The 26219-nt window shown below is 67.6% G+C and carries 22 protein-coding genes and 1 pseudogene; 10 read left to right on the top strand and 13 right to left on the bottom strand.

Annotated elements, in window-relative coordinates:
• Positions 1-22: 22 nt before the first annotated feature.
• Complete coding sequence (locus tag ACWPV3_RS03195) at positions 23-2230, top strand: prolyl oligopeptidase family serine peptidase (RefSeq protein ID WP_453976813.1); 2208 nt, start codon at positions 23-25, stop codon at positions 2228-2230.
• A gap of 67 nt (positions 2231-2297) precedes the next feature.
• On the top strand, positions 2298-3059 hold the full coding sequence (locus tag ACWPV3_RS03190) for a DUF1223 domain-containing protein (protein ID WP_453976812.1): 762 nt from the start codon (positions 2298-2300) through the stop codon (positions 3057-3059).
• 7 nt (positions 3060-3066) lie between these two features.
• On the opposite strand, the gene ACWPV3_RS03185 is transcribed toward ACWPV3_RS03190, so the two are convergent.
• From ACWPV3_RS03185 to glpK, 3 genes are all read right to left on the bottom strand, one after another.
• On the bottom strand, positions 3067-3831 hold the full coding sequence (locus ACWPV3_RS03185) for an SDR family oxidoreductase (protein ID WP_453976811.1): 765 nt from the start codon (positions 3829-3831) through the stop codon (positions 3067-3069).
• An 87-nt stretch (positions 3832-3918) separates the two neighbouring features.
• A complete protein-coding gene (locus ACWPV3_RS03180; protein ID WP_453976810.1) occupies positions 3919-5004 on the bottom strand; it encodes a phosphotransferase family protein in 1086 nt (361 codons plus the stop codon).
• Between the two features lie 20 nt (positions 5005-5024).
• The gene (gene glpK / locus ACWPV3_RS03175; RefSeq protein WP_453976809.1) at positions 5025-6536 is read right to left on the bottom strand and encodes a glycerol kinase GlpK; all 1512 of its coding nucleotides are present in this window, start codon (positions 6534-6536) and stop codon (positions 5025-5027) included.
• 67 nt (positions 6537-6603) lie between these two features.
• Between glpK and ACWPV3_RS03170 the strand changes: the two genes are divergently transcribed.
• From ACWPV3_RS03170 to ACWPV3_RS03160, 3 genes and pseudogenes are all read left to right on the top strand, one after another.
• The gene (locus ACWPV3_RS03170) at positions 6604-7584 is read left to right on the top strand and encodes a threonine ammonia-lyase (protein WP_453976808.1); all 981 of its coding nucleotides are present in this window, start codon (positions 6604-6606) and stop codon (positions 7582-7584) included.
• A 59-nt stretch (positions 7585-7643) separates the two neighbouring features.
• On the top strand, positions 7644-8099 hold the full coding sequence (locus ACWPV3_RS03165; protein WP_292086406.1) for a MaoC family dehydratase: 456 nt from the start codon (positions 7644-7646) through the stop codon (positions 8097-8099).
• Between the two features lie 220 nt (positions 8100-8319).
• A pseudogene (locus ACWPV3_RS03160) lies at positions 8320-9476 on the top strand (OmpA family protein).
• Between the two features lie 132 nt (positions 9477-9608).
• Here ACWPV3_RS03160 and ACWPV3_RS03155 read toward each other — a convergent pair.
• Together ACWPV3_RS03155 and ACWPV3_RS03150 are read right to left on the bottom strand one after the other, a co-directional pair.
• The gene (locus ACWPV3_RS03155; RefSeq protein ID WP_453976807.1) at positions 9609-9782 is read right to left on the bottom strand and encodes a hypothetical protein; all 174 of its coding nucleotides are present in this window, start codon (positions 9780-9782) and stop codon (positions 9609-9611) included.
• 222 nt (positions 9783-10004) lie between these two features.
• Positions 10005-10679: an OmpA family protein gene (locus ACWPV3_RS03150; protein ID WP_453976806.1), complete on the bottom strand. Its 675-nt coding sequence runs from the start codon at positions 10677-10679 to the stop codon at positions 10005-10007.
• A 209-nt stretch (positions 10680-10888) separates the two neighbouring features.
• Here ACWPV3_RS03150 and ACWPV3_RS03145 point away from each other — a divergent pair, with 209 nt between their 5' ends.
• Positions 10889-11800, top strand: coding sequence for an isopenicillin N synthase family dioxygenase (locus ACWPV3_RS03145; protein ID WP_292088501.1), 912 nt, complete (start codon positions 10889-10891; stop codon positions 11798-11800).
• 3 nt (positions 11801-11803) lie between these two features.
• Here ACWPV3_RS03145 and ACWPV3_RS03140 read toward each other — a convergent pair whose 3' ends face one another.
• The 6 genes from ACWPV3_RS03140 to ACWPV3_RS03115 all read right to left on the bottom strand — a co-directional run bounded on the left by ACWPV3_RS03140 (position 11804) and on the right by ACWPV3_RS03115 (position 19232).
• Entirely contained in the window at positions 11804-13699 is a 1896-nt protein-coding gene (locus ACWPV3_RS03140; protein WP_453976805.1) for a pilus assembly protein TadG-related protein, read from the bottom strand.
• 111 nt (positions 13700-13810) lie between these two features.
• Positions 13811-15685 carry a M2 family metallopeptidase gene (locus tag ACWPV3_RS03135; protein WP_453976804.1) on the bottom strand — a complete coding sequence of 625 codons (1875 nt, stop codon included), beginning with the start codon at positions 15683-15685 and terminating at the stop codon, positions 13811-13813.
• Between the two features lie 50 nt (positions 15686-15735).
• The gene (gene mtgA / locus ACWPV3_RS03130) at positions 15736-16437 is read right to left on the bottom strand and encodes a monofunctional biosynthetic peptidoglycan transglycosylase (RefSeq protein ID WP_292088491.1); all 702 of its coding nucleotides are present in this window, start codon (positions 16435-16437) and stop codon (positions 15736-15738) included.
• Between the two features lie 3 nt (positions 16438-16440).
• Complete coding sequence (locus ACWPV3_RS03125; protein ID WP_453976803.1) at positions 16441-17406, bottom strand: WD40 repeat domain-containing protein; 966 nt, start codon at positions 17404-17406, stop codon at positions 16441-16443.
• A gap of 368 nt (positions 17407-17774) precedes the next feature.
• Positions 17775-18704: a pirin family protein gene (locus ACWPV3_RS03120; protein WP_453976802.1), complete on the bottom strand. Its 930-nt coding sequence runs from the start codon at positions 18702-18704 to the stop codon at positions 17775-17777.
• A 39-nt stretch (positions 18705-18743) separates the two neighbouring features.
• Entirely contained in the window at positions 18744-19232 is a 489-nt protein-coding gene (locus ACWPV3_RS03115) for an Lrp/AsnC family transcriptional regulator (RefSeq protein ID WP_453976801.1), read from the bottom strand.
• Positions 19233-19396: 164 nt separating this feature from the next.
• Between ACWPV3_RS03115 and ACWPV3_RS03110 the strand changes: the two genes are divergently transcribed.
• From ACWPV3_RS03110 to lpdA, 4 genes are read left to right on the top strand one after another with little or no spacing between them, the layout of a single operon-like run.
• Positions 19397-20629, top strand: coding sequence for a thiamine pyrophosphate-dependent enzyme (locus tag ACWPV3_RS03110; protein ID WP_453976800.1), 1233 nt, complete (start codon positions 19397-19399; stop codon positions 20627-20629).
• Between the two features lie 2 nt (positions 20630-20631).
• The gene (locus ACWPV3_RS03105) at positions 20632-21756 is read left to right on the top strand and encodes an alpha-ketoacid dehydrogenase subunit beta (RefSeq protein WP_292088483.1); all 1125 of its coding nucleotides are present in this window, start codon (positions 20632-20634) and stop codon (positions 21754-21756) included.
• Position 21757: 1 nt separating this feature from the next.
• Positions 21758-23404 (top strand): 2-oxo acid dehydrogenase subunit E2, encoded by a 1647-nt coding sequence (locus tag ACWPV3_RS03100; protein ID WP_453976799.1) that lies wholly within the window; start codon positions 21758-21760, stop codon positions 23402-23404.
• A 2-nt stretch (positions 23405-23406) separates the two neighbouring features.
• Positions 23407-24804, top strand: coding sequence for a dihydrolipoyl dehydrogenase (lpdA, locus tag ACWPV3_RS03095; RefSeq protein ID WP_313453693.1), 1398 nt, complete (start codon positions 23407-23409; stop codon positions 24802-24804).
• 15 nt (positions 24805-24819) lie between these two features.
• On the opposite strand, the gene ACWPV3_RS03090 is transcribed toward lpdA, so the two are convergent.
• Together ACWPV3_RS03090 and ACWPV3_RS03085 are read right to left on the bottom strand one after the other, a co-directional pair.
• Positions 24820-25617, bottom strand: a complete 798-nt coding sequence (locus ACWPV3_RS03090; protein ID WP_313453811.1) for an SDR family NAD(P)-dependent oxidoreductase — start codon at positions 25615-25617, stop codon at positions 24820-24822.
• Between the two features lie 7 nt (positions 25618-25624).
• Positions 25625-26095 carry an Rrf2 family transcriptional regulator gene (locus ACWPV3_RS03085; RefSeq protein ID WP_313453812.1) on the bottom strand — a complete coding sequence of 157 codons (471 nt, stop codon included), beginning with the start codon at positions 26093-26095 and terminating at the stop codon, positions 25625-25627.
• Positions 26096-26219 lie beyond the last annotated feature (124 nt).

Raw genomic sequence — 26219 nt, 5'->3', positions numbered from 1 at the left:
CTGAGCGGAGAGTTTAAGTCATATGCGTCACCTGATCCTGTCCGCCGCCCTTCCGGCCCTTCTGATGGGCGCCTGCGCCACGGCGCCCGCCGCGACCGAAGCCCCGTTGTCGCAAACCGCCGAAAGGGGCGCGCCGCCTTATCTGCCTCGCGACCTGAGCCCGGCGGGCGTCGCGGCCGCCGACGATCATCTGGCGCTGGAGCAGGTGGACGGGGCCGAGGCCATGGCCTTCGTCGCCGAGGAGAACCGGAAGTCGCTGGCCGCCCTGACCGGCGACCCGCGCTACGAGACCTTCAGGTCCGAGGCCCAGGCCATACTGACCGCCACCGACCGCATTCCCATGCCCAGTTTCCTGGGCGACGGGATCGGCAACTTCTGGCAGGACGCCAATAATCCCAAGGGCGTCTGGCGCCGCACGACGCTGGACTCCTACCGCACCGCGACGCCCCGGTGGGAGACGCTGCTGGACATCGACGCCCTGTCGAAAGCCGAGGGCAAGGACTGGGTGTTCAAGGGCGCCGACTGCCTGGCGCCGGACGAGACCCGCTGCCTGATCATGCTGTCCGACGGCGGCAAGGACGCGGTGGTCGTGCGCGAGTTCGACCTGACCACGAAACGCTTCGTTGACGGCGGATTCAACCTGCCCGAGGGCAAGCACCGGATCGAATGGCTGGACCGCGACACGCTTCTGGTCGCCACCGACTTCGGCGCGGGAACGATGACGGAGTCGGGCTATCCCTTCATCGTCAAGACGCTGAAGCGCGGCCAGACCCTGGCCCAGGCCACCGAGGTCTATCGTGGCGAACAGTCGGACGGCGGCTATGGCGTCAGCCCCGCCGTCTATCGCGACAGGGACGGCAAGGTGAGCGCCGTCATCATCACCCGCCCGCTGGACACCTTCCGGTCCGAGACGTGGCAGTTGATCGACGGCCGACCATTGCGCCTGGAAATTCCTGCTCGCGTGTCCGTTCATGGCGTGCTGAACGGCAAACTGGTGTTTACGGCCGAAGAAGCGTGGTCGCGTCGAGGCGTCGATCGTAAAGCGGGCGACCTGCTTGCCGTCGGCCTTGATGTGCTGCATCCGCCGACCGTGTCTGGCGATATCGTCATCACCAATGCTTCCGACATGATCTTCCGACCCGAGGCGCGTCAGGCGGTGGCCGAGGTGCGTGTGCTCACTGATCGGGTCGTCGTATCGTATACAGACAGTGTTCGGGGGCGCGCCGCCGTATTTCGGGATCGAGGCGAGTGGGGCTGGCCGCGCACGGATATAGCCATGCCCGACAACCTCGCTGTCAGCTTGGGCGACTCATCCAAGTCGCGCGGCGAGGTGTTCGTCTCGACCCAGGGCTTCCTGGTCCCACCGACGCTCAGCCTGGCCGACGCCAACGCCGCGACCCTGACGACGCTGAAGTCGGCCCCGGCCAAGTTCGACGCCTCGCGCGACGTGACGGAACAGTATGAGGCGATCTCGGCCGACGGGACCAAGATTCCCTATTTCATCACCCATCCGCGCGACATGAAGCTGGACGGGTCGAACCCGACCATCATGCTGGGCTATGGCGGGTTCCAGATCAGCCTGAACCCGGCCTACAAGCCCGAGATGGGCAAGCTGTGGCTGGAGCGAGGCGGGGTCTTCGTCCAGGCCAACATCCGCGGCGGCGGCGAGTTCGGGCCCGACTGGCACCAGGCCGCATTGAAAGAGAACCGCCAGCGCGCCTTCGACGACTTCGCCGCCGTGGCCCGCGATCTGGAGCAGCGCGGCGTCACCAGCCCGCGCCGCCTGGGCATCTATGGCCGGTCGAACGGCGGGGTCCTGACCTCGGTGTCGATCACCCAGCATCCAGAGCTGTTCAATGCGGCGGTGATCGAAAGCCCGCTGATCGACATGCTGCGCTATCCGGACCTGCCCGCCGGCGCCAGCTGGATCGGCGAATACGGCGACCCGCGCCTGCCCGAGGATGCGGCCTTCATCGCGCGCTATTCGGCCTATCAGCAGCTTCGGCCCGATGTTCGCTATCCGCGCGTCTATATCACCACCAACACCCGCGACGACCGCGTCCACCCCGGCCATGCGCGCAAGTTCGCCGCGCGCCTGGGCGACCAGGGGCATGACCACCTCTATTACGAGGACACGGCGGGCGGTCACTCCAACGACGCCGATCCGGTGGCCAACGCCCGGCGCTGGGCGCGGCACTATGTCTATCTGTCGCAACAGCTGATGGACTGAGGCGGGCGGTCGTCGGTTCACGGACTTATGACCGACGCCGTCCGGCGCGGACGCTAAGAACGAGAGCATGAAACGCAAGGCTTGGATGCTGGCGGCGGCGGTGACGGCGTGCGCCTTCGCCTCGGCGGCCGTCACGGCCCAGCCGACGAACGGGCGGGCGTCCCACGCCCCGCGCCGCGTGGCCCAGTCCGCGCCGGCCGCGCCAGTGGTAGTGGAGCTGTTCACCGCCCAGGGCTGCGCCGCCTGTGTCGAGGCCAATGCGGTGGTCGAGCGCGCGGCGGCCGAGCCGGGCGTTGTGGCCCTGACCTATGGCGTCGACTACTGGGACTATCTGGGGTGGAACGACACCTTCGCGCGTCCGAAGTTCGCCGAGCGCCAGCGCGCCTATCGTTCGGCCCTGCGGCTGCGCGGGGTCTCGACCCCCGAAGTGGTGATCGACGGCCGCCGCCAGGTCTCGGGCGCGCGCGGCGCCGAGCTCGAGGCCGCCATCGGCGAGGAGGCCGATCGCCACGTCTGGCCCCCGCAGATCGAGTTCCGCGAGACGGGCGACCGCGTCGGCGTCGGCTCCGGCCGCCTGCCTGTCGGCGGCGCCGAGGTTCTGGCCGTCACCTATACGCCGGGTCCGCAGGTGGTGCAGGTGCGCGCCGGCGAAAACCGGGGCCAGGCCGTGCGGCACGTCAATGTGGTGCGCGACGTGGTCCGTCTCGGCGACTGGCGCGGCCGCCCGGCCCTGTTCGACCTGCCCGCCTCCGCCGAGGGTCAGGGGGTCGTGATCCTGATCCAGGCCAAGGGCGACCGCCGCATCCTGGGCGCCGCCGTTCGGAAATAGACGACCGTCAGGTCTTCGCGATGGTCACGCCGCCGTCCACGCACATCGCCGCCCCCGTCATGAAGCGGGAAGCGTCCGACGCCAGGAACAGGGCGGCCTGGGCGATCTCCTCGGGCGTCGCCAACCGTTTCAAGGCGTGCATGTTCTGGACGAAGGCGACGATCTCGGGCGTGCTGGCGAAGGTTCGACCCGTTTCGGTGTCGACTCCGCCCGGCAAAAGACAGTTGCTGCGCAACCCCTGCGACCCGTGTTCGGCCGCGATCACGCGCGACAGGCCGATCAGCCCGGCCTTGGCGGCGGCATAGGCGCCCATGCCCGGCAGGCCGATGTGATGGCCGACGAAGGTCGAGGTGAAGATCAGCGACCCGCCGCCTCGCTTCAGCAGGGCCGGAATCTGCGCCCGCGCGCCCAGGAACGCCCCCGTCAGGTTGACGTCCACGGTTTCGCGCCACTGATCCAGCGTCAGGTCCGACACCGGCGCATTGACGCCGACCGCCCCGGCGTTGTTCAGGGCGATGTCTAGACCGCCGAAAGCCTGGGTCGCCGTGGCGACCAGCCGGTCCGCCAGGTCGGGATCGCAGACGTCGCCGGCGACCGCCACGGCTTGGCCGCCCTCGCCGCGGATCGTTTCGACCAAGGCCTCCAGCCGATCCTGCCGCCGCGCCGAGACGACGACGGCCGCTCCGGCCTGGGCGAACAGGCGGGCGGCCGCGGCGCCGATGCCGGAACTGGCGCCGGTGACGATGGCGACCTTGTCGATCAGGGTGAACATGAAGACCTCCGTTGAAAACGTGGTCTTCGGCCTAGAGGCCGCGAAGGGCTCGGTCTGGCGGAGTTCGGACGCCCAAATCGCCGAAGATCAGGCTCCGGCCTTTTTCGCAAAGCCCCAGGCGGCGTCGCTGAGGGGGCCGACCTGGGCGGCCATGCTCCTGGCGTGGGCGCTGGCGGCGGTGCCGTCGCGGACCCGACCGGCGATCCCCTGGCAGATGGCGGCCAGACGGAACAGATTATAGGCGTAGAGCCAGTCCAGATTGGCGGGCCGCATGCCGGTTGCGGCGGCGTAGCGGTCCACCGTCTCCTCGACGGAGGGGATGCCCAGCGCCTCCAGATCCGCGCCGGCCAGTCCGTTGCGCAGGCTGGCCGGAATGGCCCAGGCGATCAGCAGATAGGAAAAGTCCGCCATCGGATCGCCCAGGGTCGACAGCTCCCAGTCCAGAACCGCGCGCACCTGGGGCGCGTCCGGCGCCAGGATCATATTGTCCAGGCGGAAGTCGCCGTGGACGATGCGGCTGGGCCCCTCGGGCGGCAGACTGTCGGGCAGGAAGGCGATCAGCCGGTCCATGGCGGCGACGGGCTCGGTCTCCGAGGCGCGATACTGTTTGGTCCAGCGCCCGACCTGGCGCGCGAAATAGTTTCCGGCCTTTCCATAGTCGGCCAGGCCGACAGCGGCGGGATTGAAGGCGTGCAGCCGGGCCAGGGTATCCGTCTGGACCTCATAGATCGCGCGGCGTTCGGCCGGCGTCAGGCCGGGCAGTTTCAGATCCCAGAAGATACGGCCCTCGACCCGATCCATCACATAGAAGATAGAGCCGATAACGTATTCGTCCGTACACAGAGCATAGGGCCGGGCGACCGGAAAACCCTGGGCGTAGAGGGCCGAGACGACCTTGAATTCGCGATCCACGGCATGGGCGCTGGGCAGCAGGACGCCCGGCGGCTTCCGGCGCAGCACATAGGATGCGCCCGGCGTAGTCAGGGCGTAGGTCGGATTGGACTGGCCGCCCTTGAACTGGCTGATGGTCAACGGCCCGGCGTAGCCCTCGACGTGGGCCTTCATCCAGCGATCCAGCGCGGCCTCGTCCAGGCGGTAGCGCGGATCGACTTCGCGCGTGCCGGAAAAGGCCTCTTGAGCGTCTATCGGGGCGTCCAGCTTTGCGTCGGTCATGGGCGGTTCCGTCGTTTCCTTCAGCCGTCCGGCTCTTGCGCCCGGTCCGGCGCGGCGATGATGGCGGCCTTCACCGCCCGACGCCAGCCGGAAAGCAACCGTTCCCGCTCCGCCGCCGCCATGCGGGGTTTCCAGGAGGCCGGCGCCTCGGCCGGGCGGGCCTTAAGATCGTCCAGCAGGCCGACGCCCAGGGCCGCCAGGCGCGCCGCGCCCAGGGCCGTCATTTCCTGGAAGGCCGGACGCTCCACCTCCACCTCGCAGATGTCGGCGACGAACTGCATGGCGAAGCTGTTGGCGGTCACGCCGCCGTCCACCTTCAGGGTCTTCAGGGGCGGGGCGCCGTCGGCGGCCAGGGCGTCCAGAAGATCCCGCGTCTGATAGGCCAGGGCCTCCAGCGCCGCGCGGACGAAATGGGCCGGACCGGAATCGCGGGTCAGGCCGACGACTGTTCCGCGCGCCTCGGGCTCCCACCACGGCGCGCCCAGACCGGTGAAGCCGGGCACCAGATAGACGCCGCCGTTGTCCGGCAACCCTTGCGCCATCGCTTCGGACTGGCGGGATTCCGAGATCATCCCGGCGCCGTCGCGCAGCCATTGGATGGCCGAACCGGCCGAGAAGATCGACCCCTCCAGCGCATAGGCCGTCCGCCCCTCGGCCTGATAGGCCAGGGTGCCCAACAGGCGCCGGGTCGAGGCGACGGGGGCGGCCCCGACATTGGCCACCAGAAAGGCGCCGGTTCCATAGGTGATCTTGGCGTCGCCCGGGTTCAGGGCCCCGTGACCGACCAGCGCCGCCTGCTGGTCGCCGGCCGATCCGGCGATGGGCAGGGCGCGGCCGAACAGGGCGGGATCGGTCTGGCCCATCATCCCCGCGCAGGGTCGGATCTCGGGCAGGGCGGCGCGCGGCACGTCGAACAGTGCGCACAGGTCGTCGCGCCACTCGACGGTCTCAAGGTCCATCAGGGCGGTGCGCGAGGCGTTGGAGGCGTCGGTGACATGACTTTCGCCCCCCGTCAGCTTCCAGATCAGCCAGCTGTCGATCGTGCCCAGCCGAACCTCGCCTTTCGCCGCCCGTTCCCTCGCCCCGGGCACGGCGTCCAGCAGCCAGGCGAACTTCGTCGCGGAGAAGTAGGGGTCGAGGATCAGGCCGGTCGCCGCCTGGACCGCCGGCTCATGCCCCTCGGCGATCAGCCGGGTGGTCAGGTCGGCCGTGCGTCGATCCTGCCAGACGATGGCGCGGTGCAGGGGCGCGCCCGTCGCCGCGTCCCATAGAATGGCGGTCTCGCGCTGGTTGGTCAGGCCGACGGCGGCGAAGCGGGCGACCCCGCCGGCCTTGCGCACCACCTCGCGGCAGGTCTGGAGGGTGGCGGCCCAGATTTCGGCGGCGTCATGTTCGACCCAGCCCGAGCGGGGAAAGTGCTGGCTCAACTCGATCTGGCTGACCGCCACCGGGGTCAAACCCTGGTCGCGTGTCTCGAAGGCGATGGCGCGGGTCGAGGTCGTGCCCTGGTCGATGGCGAGGATCAGGCTCATGCGTTTGCGCTCCCGGTCGGTGATCGACGTCTTGGGCGTCGTGTGCGGTTCAGGCTAAGGGGAGCATATGACGAACCGCCTGCCCAGCTACGAAGGCGTCCTGGACGCCGCCCGCCAGATCGAAGGCGTCGCCGTGCGTACGCCATTGTTGGAAAGTCCCGCCCTGAACGCCGTCGTGGGTGGTCGGGTGCTGATGAAGGCCGAGACCCTGCAGCGCGCCGGGGCGTTCAAGTTTCGCGGGGCCTACAACCGGATCAGCCGCCTGAACGCCGAGGAGCGGCGGCGCGGCGTGGTCGCCTTCTCCTCCGGCAATCATGCGCAAGGGGTGGCCGCCGCCGCCGCCCTGGCGGGGACGCCGGCGATCATCGTCATGCCGTCGGACTCGCCTCGGGTGAAGGTGGAAGGGGTGATCGGCTTCGGCGGAGAGGTGCGGACCTACGACCGATGGATCGAGAGCCGCGAGGCCATCGGCGCGGCCATCGCCGCCGAGCGCGGGGCGATCCTGGTGCCGCCGTTCGACGATCCCTTCGTCATCGAGGGGCAGGGGACGGCGGCGCTGGAGATGCTGGACCAGGCCGATGCGCCGTTTGATCAGCTGTTGTGCGGCGCCTCGGGCGGGGGGCTGCTCGCCGGGATCAATCTGGTTCTGGCCGAACGGTCGCCCGACACCCAGGTGTTTGTGGTGGAGCCCGAGGCGTTCGACGATACGGCGCGGTCCCTGGCGGCCGGAGAACGGGTCGGCCATCCGCAAGGCCCGCCCTCGATCTGCGACGCCCTGATGGCGCCCATGCCCGGCGAACTGACCTGGCCGATCAACCGGCGTCTGGCCGGAGCCCTGACCGTGTCGGACGCCGAGGCGGCCGAGGCCATGCGCTTCGCCTTCCGACATCTGAAGCTGGTGATCGAGCCGGGCGGAGCCGTGTCCCTGGCGGCCCTGCTTTCAGGCAAGGCGAAGGCGCGCGATCGAGTGACGGGGATCGTCCTGTCCGGCGGCAATGTCGATCCCGCCCTCTATGCCGAAATCATCGAAGGGCGTTTCGAGGGATAGGGCTTTTCATCCTGCCGTCTCTCGGACAAGCTCGCTTCTAACAGAACCGGGAGGACGGGATGACGGCGGTCGACGCGCTACAGGGATTGATCGGCCAGGAGGTCGGCGTCTCCCGATGGATCGAAGTGAGCCAGGCCCGGATCGACGCCTTCGCCGACTGCACCGAGGACCATCAGTTCATACATGTGGACCCCGAGGCCGCCAGGGCCACGCCCTTCGGCGGCACGATCGCCCACGGCTTTCTGACCCTCAGCCTGGCTTCGGCCATGAGCTACGACGCCGTCCGGCCGCTGGACGGCGTGGTGATGGGCGTCAACTACGGTTTCGACAAGCTGCGCTTCCTGGCGCCGGTGCCCGCCGGTTCGCGCATCCGCGGCCGGTTCAGGCTGCTGGCCGCTGACGACAAGGGCCAGGGCCGCTGGCTGCTCAAACACGAACTGACTGTCGAGATCGAAGGCGGCGACAAACCGGCCCTCATCGCAGAATGGCTGGGCATGCAGATGATCGCCGTCTAACTATCGGTTGTCGTTCCAACGACCGTTCCGATTGCGTCTTCGGCGAGTTGGAATTGGGTCGTGCGGCAAATTCACCTGTATCATCAAGGTCACGGTGTAGGTTGCAGCGCCGAAGAGCGCCACGTTTCCGCCTCGACCTTCATAGGCAACGCTGATAAGACCCGATCTAGGCGGTGGAATCCGCCCCACATCAACAGGCGGAGGGCTAACCCCCATGCGTATGAAGACTATCGTGCTGGCCTCCAGCGCAGCGGCCGCCTTGGCCCTGTCGGCTGGCGCGGCGTCGGCGGAACCGAACGGCTGGTACGGCGCGATTGACTTAAACTATCAGTGGATCGACAAGATCAACGCCGAGTCGTCGACGACGGGCGCGAACTGGAACTATGAAGTGAACAACGGCTGGGCCGCCTTTGCGCGCCTGGGCTATCGCTTCAACCCGAACTGGCGCGTCGAACTGGAAGGCGGCTACCGCTCGGGCGACATCGGCCCGTGCGCGCCGTTTCCGGCACGCAGGGCCTGTGCAACCTGACGCCTACCACCGGCCCTTGCTATTCGCCGGAAGGCGACATCGAGTCGATGACGCTGATGGCCAATGTCATCTACGACTTCGGCTATGAAGCCTGGGGCATCCGTCCGTTCGTCGGCCTGGGCGCCGGCGTGAACCACGTCAAGACCGACACGGTTGGCAACCTGCGCGCCAACCGCGGTGCGACCTTCACCGCCGACGACAGCTCGACCAAGTTCGCCGCCCAGGCGATCGCCGGTCTGGCCTGGGCCATCGGGGACCGCGCCAACATCGACCTGACCTACCGCTATCTGACGGGCGACGCCTCGTGGGATTCGACCACGGTCGGCACGGGTCCGGGCGCCACCAACTTCGGCACCTGGGACGGCGATTACGACCAGTCGCACACCGTGACCCTGGGTCTGCGCTACAGCTTCGGCGCCGAAGACGCGCCGCCGCCGCCGCCTCCGCCCCCGCCGCCTCCGCCCCCGCCCCCGCCGCCGCCCCCGCCGCCCCCGCCGGTGGTGCAGAAGTTTACCGCGCGTCAGTTCGTGGTCTACTTCGACTGGGATCGCTCGGACCTGACGGCTGAAGCCCGTTCGGTGGTGACGCAGGCCGCCAACTACGCCAAGTCGGGCGCTCCGACCCGCGTTCTGGTCGTCGGCTACACCGACACCTCGGGTTCGGCCGCCTATAACCTGGGTCTGTCCAACCGTCGTTCGCGCACCGTCGCGGACGCCCTGGTGGCTCAAGGCGTCAACGGCGGCGTGATCGCCCTGGACGGCAAGGGCGAGACCAACCTGGCCAAGCCCACCGCCGACGGCGTGCGCGAACCGCTCAACCGTCGCGCGACCATCGACATCAACTTCTAAGACTAAGCGAAACCCGGCCCGGAGCAAAACTCCGGGCCGGAAATCGCAAAGGTCGGACGAAGCTCGTCGCAAGATCAACCGCCGCTTCCGATCCGGAGGCGGCGGTTTTTCCATGGGTGAAAATGGTCTGGGTCAGCCGTCGTGAGGCGGCGAAGCGGACGAGGCGTCAACCCCGACCGAGGCGGTGTTTCGACGCAGAAGCGCCTCGCCGGCGCCGATCACCACCACGGCGGTCAGGGTAGCGCAGACGATGGCGACGCCTGCCAGCTTCAAACCGTCGGTGAATTCACGGTGTTCCGGCGTCATGGCCCGTTCGTCCTGCCGCTGCTCTCTGTCTCTGTTTCGGCACAACCACGACCGATTTGCGGATGCAAGTCACGGAACGGTGTGCGTCGGGCCCAACACGTTCTGGCGCGTCCCTGGGGCCCTGACGCGCGCCCATGCGGAAAGCTCGACTGACGCTTAGTGCAAGAAAAAAGGGCGACGCAGCGCGTCGCCCTTCCTGTGGATTTACAAGATCGGATCCGATCAGCCGCGGAACGGCCGGATCAGGATTTCGACCCGCCGGTTCATGGCGCGGCCTTCCGGCGTGGCGTTGGAGGCCACCGGGTTCTGCGAGCTCATGCCGGCCACATAGATGCGTTGGGCGATGACGCCGCGACGCACCAGCTCGGAGGCCACGCTGCTGGCCCGACGTTCGGACAGCGGCTGGTTGATGGCGTCGCCGCCGCTTGAATCCGTATAGCCCAGCACGTCGATGGTGGACTGGTCATACTGCTGCAGCACCTGGGCCACATCGTCCAGAACCGGCATGAAGCGGGCGTCGATGGAGGACTGGTTGGTGGCGAAGGTGACATCCGAAGGCATGCGCAGGACCAGATTGTCGCCCTGGCGCGCCACGCCGACGCCGCTGCCCGACAGTTGGGATTCCAGCGCCCGCTGCTGGTTATCCATGTAGCGGCCGACGGCGGCGCCGCCCAGGGCGCCGATACCCGCGCCGATCAAGGCGTTCTTGCGACCCTGTTCGCCGTTGGAAGTATTGGTCAGATAGCCCAGCAGGGCGCCGCCGACCGCGCCGGCGATGGCGCCCGTGCCGGTGTTGTTGCGCTGAGGCGCGGAGCGATAGGGGTCGGTGGTGGTGCAGGCGGCGGCGCCCAGCAGGGCGGCGATGGAGACGCCGGCGACAATAATCTTGGCGCGCATGAGGAGATCCTTCTCGGTTTATCGGTCTGGCGCAGAAACGCGGCCCTACTGTCTAGGTTCCAAGCTGTACCGTTGCTGAACAAGGCCGTGACCTGACATCGACGGGGAAAGGGCGTATGGGAACCGCCGCACCCGATCAGAACGAGGACGACGCCGTGAGCGCGACCCAGACAGAAACCCCCGCAGGCCGCGCCATCGTCCCCGTGTCGATGAGCCTGTACGACACCGACTTCCAGGCCTTCAGCGACGCCCTGGGGGCCTCCTTCGCGCGCTACGGTTTCGCCGTCGTCGCCGATCACGGCCTGGACGAGACGCGCATCGCCGCGGCCCTCGACGACGCCAAGGCCTTCTTCGCCCTGCCCGAAGACGTCAAGCGTCAGTACCATCAGCCCGGCACGGGCGGCGCGCGCGGCCTGACGCCCTTCGGCGTCGAGGCGGCCAAGGGCGCCGCGACCGTGGACCTGAAGGAATTCTGGCACGTCGGCCGGGAACTGCCGGACGGCCATCCCTATCGCCAATATATGCGCGACAACGTCTGGCCGACCGAGGTCGAAGGGTTCCGCGAGCATCTGTACGGCATGTTCGAGGATCTGGACCGGCTGGGCGCGCGGGTGTTGCGCGCGATCGCCCGTTATCTGAAGCTGGGCGACGACTTTTTCGAGGACAAGGTCCAGCTGGGCAACAGCGTGCTGCGCATGCTGCACTATCCGCCGGTGCCGGCCGACGCGCCGGGTGTGCGGGCCGGGGCGCACGAGGACATCAATGTGATCACCCTGCTGCTCGGGGCCGAAGAAGCCGGGCTGCAGCTGCTGGATCGGGACGGCCAATGGCTGGACATCGCCCCGCCGCCGGGCGCACTGGTGGTCAATATCGGCGACATGCTGCAGCGGCTGACCAACCACGTCCTGCCGTCGACGACCCATCGCGTGGTCAATCCGGCGCCCGAGCGTCGCGGCTTCGCCCGCTATTCGACGCCCTTCTTCCTGCACTTCAATCCGGACTTCCCGATCGAGACCCTGCCCAGCACGATCACGCCGGACAATCCGGACCGATACGTCGGCAAGACCATTCTGGCCGAGGACTATCTGACGGAACGGCTGCGCGAGATCCGGCTGCTCTGAGCGTCAGCGGGAAATCCGCAGCCGGGTGATGTCGCGGCCGATGGCCTGGAAGGCCTCGCTGAGATCCGATGTTGAGGTGGGCAGATAGGCGTAGGCCGGCGATGTGGCGCAGGTTTTCATCAGGTCGGCGGCGTTGCCTTCCGACGCCACCTGGAAACCGACCGTATAGACAATGACGCCCTGAGCCTTCATCGCCGCGCACAACCGCTCGCTTTGGGTGAAGGAGTCGCCGTTTGTGGCGTTCTGGTTGATGTGGTCGCTATCGTTTCCGGACCCGCTTCCGGCGTCTTTGGCGATCACGCCGCTGCTGTAGGGCGTGTTGAACTCACCGTCCGTCATCAGGATGACCGCCTTCAACGTCTTTCTGGTGTTGTAGGCGGCCGGCGCCGAAGAACCCCACATGGCGGCGAAGTTCGGAGAGACGGAATACCAGCCCCAGGCCGCGCCGATCTGTCCGGCGGTGGACCCGCCTGCCGAAAGGCTGCTGATCAACGATTTCAGGTCCGTCTTGCTGCTGGACAAGGGCAGGATCGTGCTGGCGGGGCAACCGTTGTTCGACGCAGGATAGCTGAAACTGACTTTCGCGACCGTAGGACTGGCGTCGCTGTAGGCCTCGGCGCCGGTGCGTTCGCTGACGCAAGTGCTGTTCGCCAGCCATTGAAGGCTTCCGGCCGCGCTGACGAATACGCGCCACTGGCACCCGTAGTGGCCGCAATAGGCGCTTCCGCCGCCGGTGTAGGTCTGTGATCCGACCGTTTCCAGCAGGAAGGTGTTGGACGTCAGATTGGTGGTCTGAAAGCCCTTGCTGTTCAGGTTCGTCATTCCGCCGATCCCGCTGAGATAGACGGTTCCGCCGGACGCAAGAAGGCCGTGATTGGCCGACGTAACCGTGGGCTTGCAGTCGGTCCGCGCGCATTTGGCGACATAGGGGGTTGAACTGGATGTGTTGAGCGAGCTCCAGTTCCGACTGTCGATATTCGTGTTGTTGGCCGCGTTCTTCAGCGTGAACGTCTTGGACGACGGCACGGAACCGACCGTATAGACCACGCCGTTCAGGCCGGTCATGCCGCTGACGTTCCAGAAAGCCACCTTGTCGCCGACGGCGAAGCCGTGGTTGGCGGAGGTGGTGATGGCGGTCGGCGTGGCCTTGGTCGCCGCCGTCACGGTCTGCACCGAGCCGGTGTACCAGGTGATGTTGGTGATGGACGTTGCAGCGGTCGGCGTCCCTCGAGCCGTCGTCGCATAGGCGGACCCCAGGTTCACGCCCATCGAGTATGGCACGATCGACATTTTCGAATAGTAGGGCGACTGCTGGTCCTGAACGACGATGTCGACCAGTTCCTTGGCGGCGTCTTTCAGGGACTTGAGCTTGGCGGTGGTCATCGACCCGGTGATGTCCAGGACCAGGGCCACTTCGATGTCCTTGGACGAGCGGTTGACCTCGGAATGGGCGCTCAGCGGGACGGTGTCGTCCAGAAGCTTGCCATAGGGCGGCAGGACGATGTTGGCGACCAGGGTTTTCACGCGAACCTTGAGGTCGGCGACGACGATCTGATCGTCGGTCAGGGCGATGGTGAAGTCAGAATCCTGAAGCGGTTCGACATCGGAGTTGCGCAGGTTGGCGTTCAACGCCACCAGGGCCACCCGCTTCAGATCGGCGGGCTCGGTGTAGGTCGAACGCGCGGCGGCCAGGGCGGCGGCGTCCAGTGCATCCTGCATTCGCGCCTTGACCGTGGTGATGCGGTTGATGTCGATCCCGCCGAAGGTGAGCATGAGCAGCAGCGGCATGGCGAAGGCGAACATCATCACCACATTGCCGCGCCGGTCCGAGCCCAGGCGGGCTGCAAGCCCGCACAGCCGCCGGAAGGTCGAACCGATCAGTCGTTGCGCCGTCGCCATGGTCATCCTCGAACAGGCGAAGACCGCCCGCGTGACGACAGTCTGCCGTCACACGGTTAAGGGAAGCCTCAAGCGTCGCGGTTAATCCGCGTTAGGCGGTCGAACGCCCGGTCAAGCGGCGGACCAGCCGCACCGATGGCCGCGGTTCTGCACGGTCAGCCAGGCGTTCAGCGGGGCGAAATAGTCCGCCACCGCCGAGGCGTCGTTGGTCGTTTCGCCGGTGAAGGCCTGCATCGCCTCGGGCCAGGGGCGGGACTGACCCATCTGCAGCATGGCGTTGAAGCGGGCGCCGACTTCCTTGTTGCCATAGACCGAGCAGCGGTGCAGCGGCCCGGTCCAGCCGGCCTGGCGGCAGGCCGCGCGCTGGAACTGGAACTGGTAGATATGGGCCAAGAAGTAGCGGGTGTAGGGGGTGTTGCCCGGCACATGGTATTTGGCGCCGGGGTCGAAGGCTCCGGCCGGGCGCGGGCCGGGCGGGATCAGACCCTGGTACTTCAGCATGTCGGCGGTCCAGGCGGCGTTGTACTGGTCCGGCGTGGTCGCGCCCGAGAAGACGTCCCAGCGCCAGCGGTCCACCATCAGGCCGAAGGGCAGGAAGGCGATCTTGTCCAGCGCCATCTTCAGCAGGAAGGGAATGTCCTCCTCGGCGCCCGGCGTGGTCTTCAACAGGCCGATCTGGTTCAGATAGGTGGGCGTCAGGGCCGACAGGCCGACGAAGTCGCCGATGGCCTCGTGGAAGCCGTCGTTGGCCCCGTTGCGGAACAGCATCGGCTGGTTCTTGTAGGCCCGCTGATAGTAGTTGTGACCCAGTTCGTGGTGGACGGTGTAAAAGTCGTCGCCATTGACGTTGGTGCACATCTTGATGCGGATGTCGTCGAGATTGTCCAGGTCCCAGGCCGAGGCGTGGCAGACCACCTCGCGGTCGCGCGGGCGGACGATCTGGCTGCGTTCCCAGAAGGTCTGGGGCAGGGGATCGAGACCCAGCGAGACGTAGAAACCCTCGCCGGTCCTGACCATCTTCACGGGGTCGTAGTCGGCGGCCTTGAGCAACTCCGTCAGGTCATAGCTGGAGCCGGCGCCGCCGGTCGGGGCGACCACGTCGTAGATATTGCCCCACTGCTGCGACCACATATTGCCCAGCAGATCGGCGCGGATCGGACCGTGGTCGGGCTGGACCGCGTCGCCGTATTTGGCGTTCAGCCGCGCCCTGACGTAGCAGTGGAGGTTCTCGTAGAAGGGCCGGACCTGTTCCCACAGACGGTCGGTCTCGGCGGCGAAGGCGTCGGCCGGCATGTCGTAGCCCGAGCGCCACAGGGCGCCGGTGTCGGCGAAACCCAGTTCGCGCGAGCCCTCGTTGGCGATCTCGACCATGCGGGCGTAGTCGTCGCGCATGACCGGCGAAATGGTGCGCCAGCCCTCGTACAGGGCCTTGGTCTCGTTCGGATCGCGGCTGTCGGCCAGGATCAGCGAGGCCTCGTCCAGCGTGATCTGGCGACCCTTGAAATCGAACTTGCCGGTCGAATAGGTCGAGTCCAGTCGGGTGGTGATCTGCGACAGTTCCTCGGCGGCGCCGGGCCGGTTGGGCGCGGGCAGGACCAGGCCCAGGCGCAGAAGGTCCAGCTTGCGCCGCACCACCGGGTCGACCTGGACGTCGTTGAACCGGGCGGCCTGGTTGGCGAACTTGACCTGAAGCTCGGTCGCCTCGGCGTTGGCGCGCGATTCCAGCCACATGGTGTCGAAGGTGATGTTGGTGGCGCGCGCCCATTGGATACGGGCGACGTATTCGCTGACCTGGGCTAACTTCGCCTCGGCGTCGGCGACGAAGGCGGTCGCGCCCTGGGCGGTGATCGGATAGTCGGCCTCGGCGGCGGACGCGGCGGGCCTGGAGGCTTCGGCCTTCTGGTCGGCAGGGGCGCTGGTGCTGGCGCAGCCGGCGGTGAAGGCGAGGACGCAGACCGCAGCGGCGGCCATCAACTGACGCTTCATCATGGATCTCCTGAACAGCCGGCGCAGGAGAGGTCAGCCGCCGTCCGTCGTCAAGCGTTCCGACCCAGGACGCAGGCGTCCAGTCCCTGGTCGCGCACCGTTCCCATGGCCGCCTGGATGCGGCCGGCGCGGCGCCGGACATAGGGGCCGGGATCGGCGGCCTGATACCGGCGCGGGGAGGGCAGGATGGCGGCCAGGCGCGCCGCCTCGGCCCGGGTCAGGGACCGGGCGTCCTTGCCGAACCAATGCTGCGAAGCGGCCTGGGCGCCATAGACGCCGGGCGCCCATTCCACCACGTTCAGATAGACCTCCATGATCCGGCGCTTGCCCCAGACCGTCTCGATCAGGACGGTGTAGCCGGCCTCCAGCCCTTTCCGGACCCAGTCGCGCGAGGGCCAAAGAAAGACGTTCTTGGCCGTCTGCTGGCTGATGGTGGAGCCGCCGCGCAGGCGGCCGCCGTCGGCGTTATGGTCCAGCGCCTTCTCAATGGCCGTCATGTCGAAGCCGCGATGGGCGCAGAAGCGCGCGTCCTCGGCGGCGATGGCGGCGTCCACCAGATGGGGCGAGATGGCGTTCAGGCCGCGCCAGCGGTAATCCAGCCCCTCGCCGCGCACGGCCTGCTGCACCATCAGGATGGTCGGCGTCGGCGGCACGATGGCGAACAGCAGAACCCCGCCGATGGGCACGCCCACGATAAGCAACAGCAGGGCCAGCCAGACCCGGCGCCAGCGCGACTTGCCCGAACGCGCCATGGGCTAGAGGACCGTGACGCCGGCGCCGCCGTCCTCGTCGGCCCAGGCGACCTTGTCGGCCTCGGGGTTGAGGGCCAGGGCGACGATGGCCGCGCCCTTGTCGGACTTGACGAAGTTCAACCCCTGGCCCGCCGGGTGGGCGATCCAGACCCGGCCGTCACCCAGGCCCGCCGCCACCAGCGGTTGGTCGGGCCGGGCGGCGACGAGGTTGACCAGGGTGGTGTCGTCATAGCCGATCTCGGTCGCCTCGCGTCCCATGGGACCGTTCGATCCGACGAAGGGCCACAGCACCGCCCCTTGCGCCCCCGAGGTGGCCAGGATCTGGCCGTTCGCCAGGAAGGCCAGGGAGCGCACCTTGGACGGATAGCCGCCCATGCGCAGGTTCTTGGCGTCCTTCAGCCGCCAGCCGTGCAGCTGGTTGTCCTGCATGGTGGTGACGACGAAGGCGCCGTCGGGCGAAAAGGCGACGCCGGTGTGCGACCCGGCCCAGGCCAGCCTGGTCGGCTGCTGCTTTTCGATCCGGGCGTACCACAGGGCCGCCCCGCCATAGGTGGAGGCGGCGATGCGCCGGCCCTTGGGATCGAAGGCGACGCCGGAGACGGTGCGCTCATGCTGGAAATCGCGGCGGAAGCCGACGTCGGCGGCGTCGATCACCGACAGGGTGCGGCCCCAGGAAAAGGCGATCAGGCCCGTGGCCGACGCCGCGTCGATGGCGTCGATCCACTGGTTCCTGGCCGTCGCCAGAACGACCGGACCCTCGTCGCGCCGGCTCCAGACGACCTTGCCGTCGTCGCCGCCGGTGACGACGCCCTGGCCCGAGGGGTGGACGCAGGCGCACAGGACGGCGCCGTCGTGCGCCTGGACCCGCGTGCGGTCCTCGAATCGGACCGAGCCGTCGCCCAGGGCGAAGATCGCGCCGGACGCGTCGAACAGGGCGGCGGTGATCTGGGCGTCGAAATCGAAATTCATGGCGCAGGCGTTAGCCGGTTGTAGCGATCATGCCTATACCCGATGCCTCATCGGTGCGGATCAGGATGCGGTCTATCCAAAAGGTCAGGCAAGCGCGTTCGGGCCCTATGACGGCTTCGCACCAATACTCGTCATCCCAAACCACTAGACTGCCATCAGTCGTTCCAGACAGGATCAACTCACCTGTTTCGCTTCGTTCGACGGACAGAACGGACCATCGCATAGAGGTCGAAAGCCCTTCGACGACAAAGAAGCCTTCCCAATCATCAATCGGTTCAAAACGCAGCGTGTAGGCTCCTTGGGAGCCTGAGGCTTCAAGCTGAAATGGCTTTGGACATTTTGCCCTCGTCCTCATTTCGCACAAAGTCTCAGACCGGATCGGTCGGCTTGGGCTCCACCGGCGCGGGCGCGGCCTGGGCGGCGGCGGGCTCTTCCGGCAGGGGGATGAACTCCAGGTCGTCCTCGCTGGGCAGGGCCATGCGGCCGGCCTTCCAGTCGGCCTTGGCCTGGTCCAGCCGCGCCTGGCTGGAGGAGACGAAGTTCCACCAGATCAGCCGCTCGCCCACCGGCTCCCCGCCCAGCACCATGACGGTGGCCTGGGTCAGGGCCTTGACGGTCGGCTCGGCGCCGGGCTCCAGCACGATCATCTGGCCTTCGTGGAAGGTGCGGTCGCCGACCTCGATGGAGCCCTTGGCGACGAACAGGGCGCGCTCGCTCATCTCGCGCGCGGCGGGCGGGGCGGTGCGCACGCCTGGCTGCAGCTCCCAATGGACATAGAACAGGGGCGAGGAGACCGGGGCCGCCGCCTTGGCGCCGTAGGCTTCGCCCGCCACCAGTCGGGCGAACAGGCCGCCGTTCTCATATGTCGGCTGGGCGTCCTCGCCCAGGTGATGGAAGGACGGCTCGACCTCCTCGGCCTCGGTCGGCAGGGCGACCCAGGCCTGCATGCCGTGCATCGGCCCGCCCTGGCTCTTCTTGAGGGGATCGGTGCGTTCGGAATGGACGATGCCGCGCCCGGCGGTCATCCAGTTCACCTCGCCCGGACGGATCGCCTGATTATAGCCGAGGTTGTCATGGTGCATGATCTCGCCCTCGAACAGATAGGTCAGGGTCGACAGGCCGATGTGCGGGTGGGGCCGCACATCGACGGCCGTGGCGCCGGGCGCGAACTCGGCCGGTCCCATCTGGTCCAGGAAGATGAACGGCCCCACCATCCGCCGCGCGTGGAAGGGCAGGACGCGCCCGACCTCGAACCCGCCAAGGTCCTTGCGGCGCGCGTCGATCACCAGTTCGATCATGGTCGTGGTCCTCTGGCGGAACGGCCCGCCTGAGCGACGTTATCCGACGTGAGGCGTGACGATGCCAAGGGGCAGGGCGGTCACATTCTTCACGCCGCGGGTGACGATATGGCTCTCGCAGTCGGACACCAGGCCCAGGGCCAGCAGCTTCTCGCGCAGGAAGCGGTCGAAGGCATGCATGTCGGAGGTGATGATGCGCAGCACATAGTCCTCGCGCCCCGTGATGGTGGCGCACTGGACGACCTCGGACCATCCGGCCACGGCCTTGTCGAAAATCTCGAGATTCTCGGACGACGGCAGGGTCAGTTTGACGATGGCGTAGACCTCGAAATCCAGGCCCAGGAGTTGCGCGTTCAGCAGGGTGACGCGCTTGGTGATCAGGCCGGAATCCTCCAGCCGCTTGATCCGGCGCCAGCAGGGCGAGGCCGACAGCCCGACCCGATCCGCGACTTCCGCGACCGACAATCCGGCGTCTTGTTGAAGGATATCCAGGATCCGGGCGTCGATGGGATCGAGTTCGTCCGCCAATGCGTTTCTCCGATTATGGTTATGGCGAAATAAAATACCCGAAATCGGGAATATGCAAGGTCAAATTGAGCGAGCGCCTGCTGGAGCGCCGTGTTATCACACGGTCAGAGGAAGCACGGACGGACTCCGAAAGGAACAGGGACGCCCGCATGAACGATAAAAACATGAAAAAGAACAGCCAGCCGTTGTCCTTGCATGTACCCGAACCCTCCGGGCGGCCGGGGGATGCGCCGGACTTCAGCCATCTGAAGCTGGACGCCGCCGGGGCCGTCGAACGCCCCGAAGTCGGGTCCACGCCCTATGAGATGCGTGACCTGGCCTTCCGCCTGATTCGCGTATTGGACGACGAGGGCCAGGCGGTCGGTCCGTGGAACCCGCGTCTGGACCCCGAGACCCTGCGTCGCGGCCTGAAGGCCATGATCCTGACGCGCGCCTTCGACGACCGGATGCACCGCGCCCACCGCCAGGGCAAGACCAGCTTCTATATGAAATGCACCGGCGAAGAAGCCATCGCGGTCGCGCAGGGGATGCTGCTCAGCCGCGAGGACATGGGCTTTCCCACCTATCGCCAGCAGGGGCTGCTGATCGCGCGCGGCTATCCGCTGGTCGATATGATGAACCAGATCTATTCGAACGCGGCCGACCCGATCAAAGGCCGCCAGTTGCCGATCATGTATTCGGCCAAGGACTATGGCTTCTTCACCATCTCGGGCAATCTGGGCACCCAGGTGCCGCAGGCGGTCGGTTGGGCCATGGCCAGCGCCTACAAGGGCGACGACAAGATCGCCGTCAGCTGGATCGGCGACGGCGCCACGGCCGAAGGCGACTTCCACAACGCCCTGACCTTCGCCAGCGTCTATCGCGCCCCGGTGATCCTGAACGTGGTCAACAATCAGTGGGCCATCTCGTCCTTCATGGGCATCGCGGGCGGGCTTGAGACCACCTTCGCCTCCAAGGCCATCGGCTATGGCCTGCCGGCCCTGCGGGTGGACGGCAACGACTTCCTGGCGGTCTGGGCCGCGACCCAGTGGGCCGAGGAACGCGCGCGGTCGAACCAGGGCGCGACGGTGATCGAGCTGTTCACCTATCGCGGCGCCCCGCACTCGACCTCCGACGACCCCAGCCGCTATCGCCCCGGCGACGAGCACGAGAAATGGCCGCTGGGCGATCCGCTGGAGCGTCTGCGCCAGCACCTGACCGTGATCGGCGAGTGGGACGACGAGCGTCACGCGGCCGCGCTGAAGGAGGCCGTCGAACAGGTTCGCGCCGCCGGCAAGGAAGCCGAGGCCATTGGCACGCTCGGTCAATCGCGCCCCAGCGTGAAGACGATGTTCGAAGAGGTCTATGCGACCGAGGACTGGCGGCTGGTCGAACAGCGCCGCGAAGTGGGGGTCTGATCATGGCTGAGCAAACCACCTTCACCGAGGCCGACCGCAACGACGGCGTCGAGCCCGACATGGTCGATCAGAACGCCGCGCCCGCCTCCCAGGCGTCCGGCGCCGGTATCGTGCCGATGAACATGATCCAGGCCCTGAACTCGGCCATCGACGTCAAGATGGCCGAGGACCCCAACGTCCTGTCGTTCGGCGAGGACGCGGGCTATTTCGGCGGCGTCTTCCGCGTCACCGACAAGCTGCAGCAGAAGCACGGCCTGACCCGCAGCTTCGACGCCCCGATCAGCGAATGCGGCATCGTCGCCGCCGCCATCGGCATGGGCGCCTATGGCCTGCGCCCGGTCGTGGAGATCCAGTTCGCCGACTACATCTATCCGGCCTATGACCAGATCGTCTCCGAGGCGGCCAAGATGCGCTATCGCTCGGGCGGTCAGTTCACCGCGCCCATCACGATCCGCAGCCCCTATGGCGGCGGCATCTTCGGCGGCCAGACCCACAGCCAGTCGCCGGAAAGCCTGTTCACCCATATCGCGGGCCTGAAGGTCGTCATTCCGTCCAACCCCTATGACGCCAAGGGCCTGTTGACCGCCGCCATCGAGGACGACGATCCTGTCGTCTTCTTCGAGCCGAAACGCCTCTACAACGGCCCGTTCGACGGCTGGCACGAAAAGCCGGTCTCGCCGTGGAAGACGCAGGATCTGGCCCAGGTCCCGACGGCCAAATACGTCGAACCCATCGGCAAGGCGCGCGTCATGCGCGAGGGGAACGACGTCACCATCCTGGCCTATGGCACCATGGTCTGGGTCGCGTTGGCGGGCGCCGAACACGCGGGCGTGGACGCCGAGGTCATCGACCTGCGCACCCTGGTTCCGCTGGACATCGAGACCATCGAGGCCTCGGTCAAGAAGACCGGCCGCTGCGTCATCGTGCATGAGGCGCCCAAGACCTCGGGCTTCGGCGGCGAGCTGTCGGCCCTGGTGCAGGAGCGCTGTTTCTATCACCTGGAGGCGCCCGTCGCGCGCGTGACGGGCTGGGATACCCCCTATCCCCATGCTTTCGAATGGGAATATTTCCCCGGACCGCAACGGGTCGCAGACGCCTTGAAGAGCGTCATGACGGGAGGTCGCTGAGATGGGTCGTTTCGTCTTCAAACTGCCCGACGTGGGCGAAGGCACCGCCGAGGCCGAACTGGTCGCCTGGCACGTCAAGGTCGGCGATGTGGTCGCCGAGGACCAGATCGTCGCCGACGTCATGACCGACAAGGCCACGGTCGAGATCACCGCCCCGGTGTCCGGCACAGTCACGGCCCTGCACGGCGAACCCGGCGCCATGGTCCCCGTGCGCGGCCCCCTGGTGGAGTTCGAGGTCGAGGGCGCGGGCAATGCGGATGACGCCCCGGCGCCTGCCGCCGTCGCCAAGCCGGACCCTGCGCCTGTGGTCGCCGATGCGCCGAAGGTCGAGAGCCCGCCTGCCGCCCCTGTCGAAGCGCCGACGTCCGGCAACTACGTCTTCAAACTGCCCGACGTGGGCGAGGGCACGGCCGAGGCCGAGCTGGTCGGCTGGCACGTCAAGGTCGGGGATGCGGTCGAGGAGGACCAGATCCTGGCCGACGTCATGACCGACAAGGCCACCGTCGAAATCACCTCGCCGGTCGCCGGAACGGTCGTCGCCCTGTATGGCGAGGCGGGCAAGGCCGTGCCCGTCGGCGGCCCGCTGGTGGCCTTCGATGTCGAGGGGCGGGGCAATGTCTCGACGCCCGTTTCGACCCCGAAACCCGCGGAGAATTCGACGACGAATTCCGCTGTGATTTCGAATACGGCGAGTGCGATTTCGAAGACATCGACGCCGCCCCCGTCCAATCCCGTTCCGGCCCTGACCGGACGCGCCGCCGGCGAACGTCCGCTGGCCTCGCCCGCCGTGCGCAACCGCGCGCGCGACCTGGGCGTGGACCTGACCTTCGTGCCCGGCTCCGGCCCCGCCGGACGCATCACCCACGAAGACCTGGACGGCTTCATCGCGCGGGGCGGTTCTCAACCCGCCTCCGCCCCGACCGGCGGCGGATCGACCTACGCCAGGGCGGAAGGGACGACCGAGGTCCGCATCATCGGCCTGCGTCGCAAGATCGCCGAGAAGATGGCCGAGAGCGTGCGCCGCATCCCGCACATCACCTATGTCGAGGAAATCGACATGACGGCGGTGGAGGAGCTGCGCGCCCACCTGAACGCGACGAAGTCCAAGGATCAGCCCAAGCTGAACGTCCTGCCCTTCATCGCCCGCGCCATCGTGGTCGCCCTGCGCGACCAGCCCCAGATCAACGCCACCTATGACGACGAGGCCGGCGTCCTGACCCAGCACGCTCCGGTCCATCTGGGCATCGCCGCCCAGACCCCGAACGGCCTGATGGTGCCGGTGGTCCGTCATGCCGAGGCGCGCGACCCCTACGATACGGCGCAGGAGATCGCGCGGGTGTCGGGCGCGGCCAAGGACGGTTCGGCCAAGCGGGAGGAACTGTCGGGTTCGACCATCACCATCACCTCGCTTGGCACGCTGGGCGGGGTGGTCCACACCCCGATCATCAACCACCCCGAGGTCGCCATCGTCGGCCCCAACAAGATCGCCGAACGGGTGGTGGTCAGGGACGGCCAGATGGTCGTCCGCAAGATGATGAACCTGTCCTCCAGCTTCGACCACCGCATCGTCGACGGCCATGACGCGGCGGTCTTCGTCCAGCGGATCAAGGGGCTGCTGGAGAACCCGGCGACGCTGTGGATGAGCTGAGCATGACCCAGACCCTGAAAACCAAAGTCCTGATCATTGGCGCGGGCACCGGCGGCTATGTCGCGGGCATCCGCTGCGGCCAACTTGGGCTGGACACCGTGCTGGTGGACGGCGGCGACGGTCTCGGCGGGACGTGCCTGAACGTCGGCTGCATTCCGTCAAAGGCCATCATCCATGCGGCGGGCAAGTTCGAGACGGTGGCCAGGGCGGCCGGCGGCGGGACGCTGGGCATCACGGCGGCGGCGCCCGCCATCGACCTGAAACAGACGGTCGAATGGAAGGACGGCATCGTTAAGAAGCTGAACGGCGGGGTCGCAGCCCTGCTGAAGAAGGCCAGGGTCAAGGTCATCAAGGGCTGGGCCGAGTTCGCAGACGCCAAGACCTGCGTGGTGAAGACGGACGACGGCGACATCCGCATCACCGCCGAACACGTCATCCTGGCGACGGGGTCCGAGCCGGTCGAACTGCCCTTCCTGCCGTTCGGCGGGGACGTCATCTCCTCGACCGAGGCGCTGAGTCTGTCGGAGGTTCCCAAGAAGCTGGTCGTGGTCGGCGGCGGCTATATCGGGCTGGAGCTGGGCATCGCCTATCGCAAACTGGGCGCCGAGGTGGCCATCGTCGAAATGGCCGAGCGCATCCTGCCGCTCTACGACAAGGCTCTGACCGATCCGGTGGCGAAGTGGTTGGAGAAGCATGGCGTCGAGCTGCATCTGGGCGCACGCGCCGGGGGCTTCGGCGACGGGAAGCTGTCGATCACGACCAAAGACGGCGAACCGCTGCAACTGGACGCCGACAAGGTTCTGGTCACGGTGGGCCGCAGGCCGCGCACCCAGGGCTGGGGGCTGGAGAACATGGGCGTGGCCATGGCCGGGCCGTTCGTGAAGATCGACCAGCGCTGCGCCACCTCGATGAAGAACGTTTGGGCGGTCGGCGACCTGACCGGCGAACCCATGCTGGCGCACAAGGGCTCGGCCCAGGGCGAGGTGGTCGCGGAAATCATCGCCGGCCATGACCGGGTATTTGATCCCGTCACCATCGCCGCCGTCTGTTTCACCGAACCGGAGATCGTCTCGGCGGGCCTGGGTCCGAACGATGTGGAGGGCCGCGACGACGTGATCCAGTCGGTCTTCCCCTTCGCCGCCATCGGCCGGGCGCTGGCCATCGAGGCGGGCGAGGATGGCGGCTTCGTGCGGGTCATCGCCTCCAGGGCCGATCACCGCATCCTGGGCCTACAGGCGGTGGGCCAGCATGTGTCGGAACTGTCCAACAGTTTCGCCCAGATGCTGGAGATGGGGGCGGTGCTGGAGGATGTGGCCGGGACCATCCACGTCCATCCGACCCTGGGCGAGGCCTTCCACGAGGCGTCGCTGCGGGCGCTGGGTCACGCCATCCACATCTGACGCTGGGGAGCGGTCTTACAGCCGCTCCAGCCGCCTGGCGTGGTTGGCCACCATCCGCAGGGCCAGGCCGTCGGGGAGGAAGCGCGCCAGGCCGGCCATGACATTGTTCATGACGCCGGGTGTGACGCTGGGGCGGTTCGCCTCGCTGGCGTCGACGCCGATGCGGGCGACGCGGGCGGCGTCCATCCACATCCACGGCGGATAGGCGCTGGAGACCTGATCGCGCGATCCGTTGACGTCGTGAAACTCCGTCAGGGTGTAGCCGGGGTTAAGGACCGTGACGTGGACGCCGGTTCCCAGCGTCTCCAGATGCAGGCCCTGCGACGCCTTGATCAGGAAGCTCTTGATCGGTCCGTACAGGGTGTCGCCGCCGGTCGCGGGCATCTGGCCGGCCAGCGAGGCCACGTTCAGCACCCGGCCGAACCCGCGCTGGATCATGCCGGGCAGCAAAAGGCGCGACAGCTCGATCGGCGCGGTCAACATGACCTGGATCATGGCTCGGTGGGCGTCCAGGTCCGTGTCCAGAAAGCCGGTGACGCGGCTGAAGCCCGCATTGTTGACCAAACCATCGACGGTCAGGCCGCGCGCGGCGATGGCGGCCACCAGCCGTTCGGGCGCGGCCGGGTCGCCCAGATCCTCGGGGATCACGGTCGCGGCGACGCCGTGGGCGGTGGTCAGTTCGTCGGCCAGGGCCTGTAGCGGGCCTTGGCGACGCGCCGTCAGGATCAGATCCCAGCCTCTGGACGCATAGACCCGCGCCAGGGCCGCGCCGATGCCGGCCGAGGCGCCGGTGATCAGGACCGTTCGGCGCATGCGAGGTTCAGGCCGCGACGGGGCAGGACGGGTGGACGGTGAAGGCCGCCAGCGAGGCGGGGTTTTCGGCCAGCAGGTCGGCGATGGTGATTTTGGACAGGGCCTCGGTCGCAGCCTCGTCGGCGGCGGTCAGGGCCTTGGCCACCTGGCGCGGAATGTGTTCGCTGATCGGACAGCCCTTGGCGCCGGCGGGCGGGGAGCCGATGTGGGCGCAGCCGTTCACCGCCTTCAGCACCGCGTCCAGGCCGATCTCCTCGGGCCGGTGCAGCAGCCAGGAGCCGCCGGTGGCGCCCGGCCGGGTGGCGATCAGCCCGGCCTTGGCGAGCAGAGCGGTCACGCGGCGCACGACGACAGGGTTGGTCGGGATGGACGAGGCCAGGACGCCGCTGGGCATCGCCTGCGCAGGGCCGAAGGCGCCCCTATGGGCCATATAGGCCAGGGCGTGGGCGGCGACGGGGAAGCGCTGGCTGTCTGACATGGTTCTGTTCCTGAGGGGAAAATAGGGCCTCGAACGCCGAATCACAAATCCGCCCGCCGAACGGCGAAACCGAATCCCGCGCGACACGATTGAAGCGGACGCGGAATGCGCCTAAAGGCTCGCC

It is taken from the genome of Brevundimonas sp. Marseille-Q4549 (assembly GCF_976940555.1).
Note: the sequence above shows the minus strand (reverse complement) of the source record. Positions and strands in the feature narration are given on the sequence as shown.

Excerpts from the sequence above, each read along its gene's own strand:
- ACWPV3_RS03195 (WP_453976813.1), top strand. The coding sequence starts at position 23 with ATGCGTCACCTGATCCTGTCCGCCGCCCTTCCGGCCCTTCTGATGGGC.
- ACWPV3_RS03190 (WP_453976812.1), top strand. The coding sequence starts at position 2,298 with ATGAAACGCAAGGCTTGGATGCTGGCGGCGGCGGTGACGGCGTGCGCC.
- ACWPV3_RS03185 (WP_453976811.1), bottom strand. The coding sequence starts at position 3,831 with ATGTTCACCCTGATCGACAAGGTCGCCATCGTCACCGGCGCCAGTTCC.
- ACWPV3_RS03180 (WP_453976810.1), bottom strand. The coding sequence starts at position 5,004 with ATGACCGACGCAAAGCTGGACGCCCCGATAGACGCTCAAGAGGCCTTT.
- glpK (WP_453976809.1), bottom strand. The coding sequence starts at position 6,536 with ATGAGCCTGATCCTCGCCATCGACCAGGGCACGACCTCGACCCGCGCC.
- ACWPV3_RS03170 (WP_453976808.1), top strand. The coding sequence starts at position 6,604 with ATGACGAACCGCCTGCCCAGCTACGAAGGCGTCCTGGACGCCGCCCGC.
- ACWPV3_RS03165 (WP_292086406.1), top strand. The coding sequence starts at position 7,644 with ATGACGGCGGTCGACGCGCTACAGGGATTGATCGGCCAGGAGGTCGGC.
- ACWPV3_RS03155 (WP_453976807.1), bottom strand. The coding sequence starts at position 9,782 with ATGACGCCGGAACACCGTGAATTCACCGACGGTTTGAAGCTGGCAGGC.
- ACWPV3_RS03150 (WP_453976806.1), bottom strand. The coding sequence starts at position 10,679 with ATGCGCGCCAAGATTATTGTCGCCGGCGTCTCCATCGCCGCCCTGCTG.
- ACWPV3_RS03145 (WP_292088501.1), top strand. The coding sequence starts at position 10,889 with ATGAGCCTGTACGACACCGACTTCCAGGCCTTCAGCGACGCCCTGGGG.
- ACWPV3_RS03140 (WP_453976805.1), bottom strand. The coding sequence starts at position 13,699 with ATGGCGACGGCGCAACGACTGATCGGTTCGACCTTCCGGCGGCTGTGC.
- ACWPV3_RS03135 (WP_453976804.1), bottom strand. The coding sequence starts at position 15,685 with ATGAAGCGTCAGTTGATGGCCGCCGCTGCGGTCTGCGTCCTCGCCTTC.
- mtgA (WP_292088491.1), bottom strand. The coding sequence starts at position 16,437 with ATGGCGCGTTCGGGCAAGTCGCGCTGGCGCCGGGTCTGGCTGGCCCTG.
- ACWPV3_RS03125 (WP_453976803.1), bottom strand. The coding sequence starts at position 17,406 with ATGAATTTCGATTTCGACGCCCAGATCACCGCCGCCCTGTTCGACGCG.
- ACWPV3_RS03120 (WP_453976802.1), bottom strand. The coding sequence starts at position 18,704 with ATGATCGAACTGGTGATCGACGCGCGCCGCAAGGACCTTGGCGGGTTC.
- ACWPV3_RS03110 (WP_453976800.1), top strand. The coding sequence starts at position 19,397 with ATGAAAAAGAACAGCCAGCCGTTGTCCTTGCATGTACCCGAACCCTCC.
- ACWPV3_RS03105 (WP_292088483.1), top strand. The coding sequence starts at position 20,632 with ATGGCTGAGCAAACCACCTTCACCGAGGCCGACCGCAACGACGGCGTC.
- ACWPV3_RS03100 (WP_453976799.1), top strand. The coding sequence starts at position 21,758 with ATGGGTCGTTTCGTCTTCAAACTGCCCGACGTGGGCGAAGGCACCGCC.
- lpdA (WP_313453693.1), top strand. The coding sequence starts at position 23,407 with ATGACCCAGACCCTGAAAACCAAAGTCCTGATCATTGGCGCGGGCACC.
- ACWPV3_RS03090 (WP_313453811.1), bottom strand. The coding sequence starts at position 25,617 with ATGCGCCGAACGGTCCTGATCACCGGCGCCTCGGCCGGCATCGGCGCG.
- ACWPV3_RS03085 (WP_313453812.1), bottom strand. The coding sequence starts at position 26,095 with ATGTCAGACAGCCAGCGCTTCCCCGTCGCCGCCCACGCCCTGGCCTAT.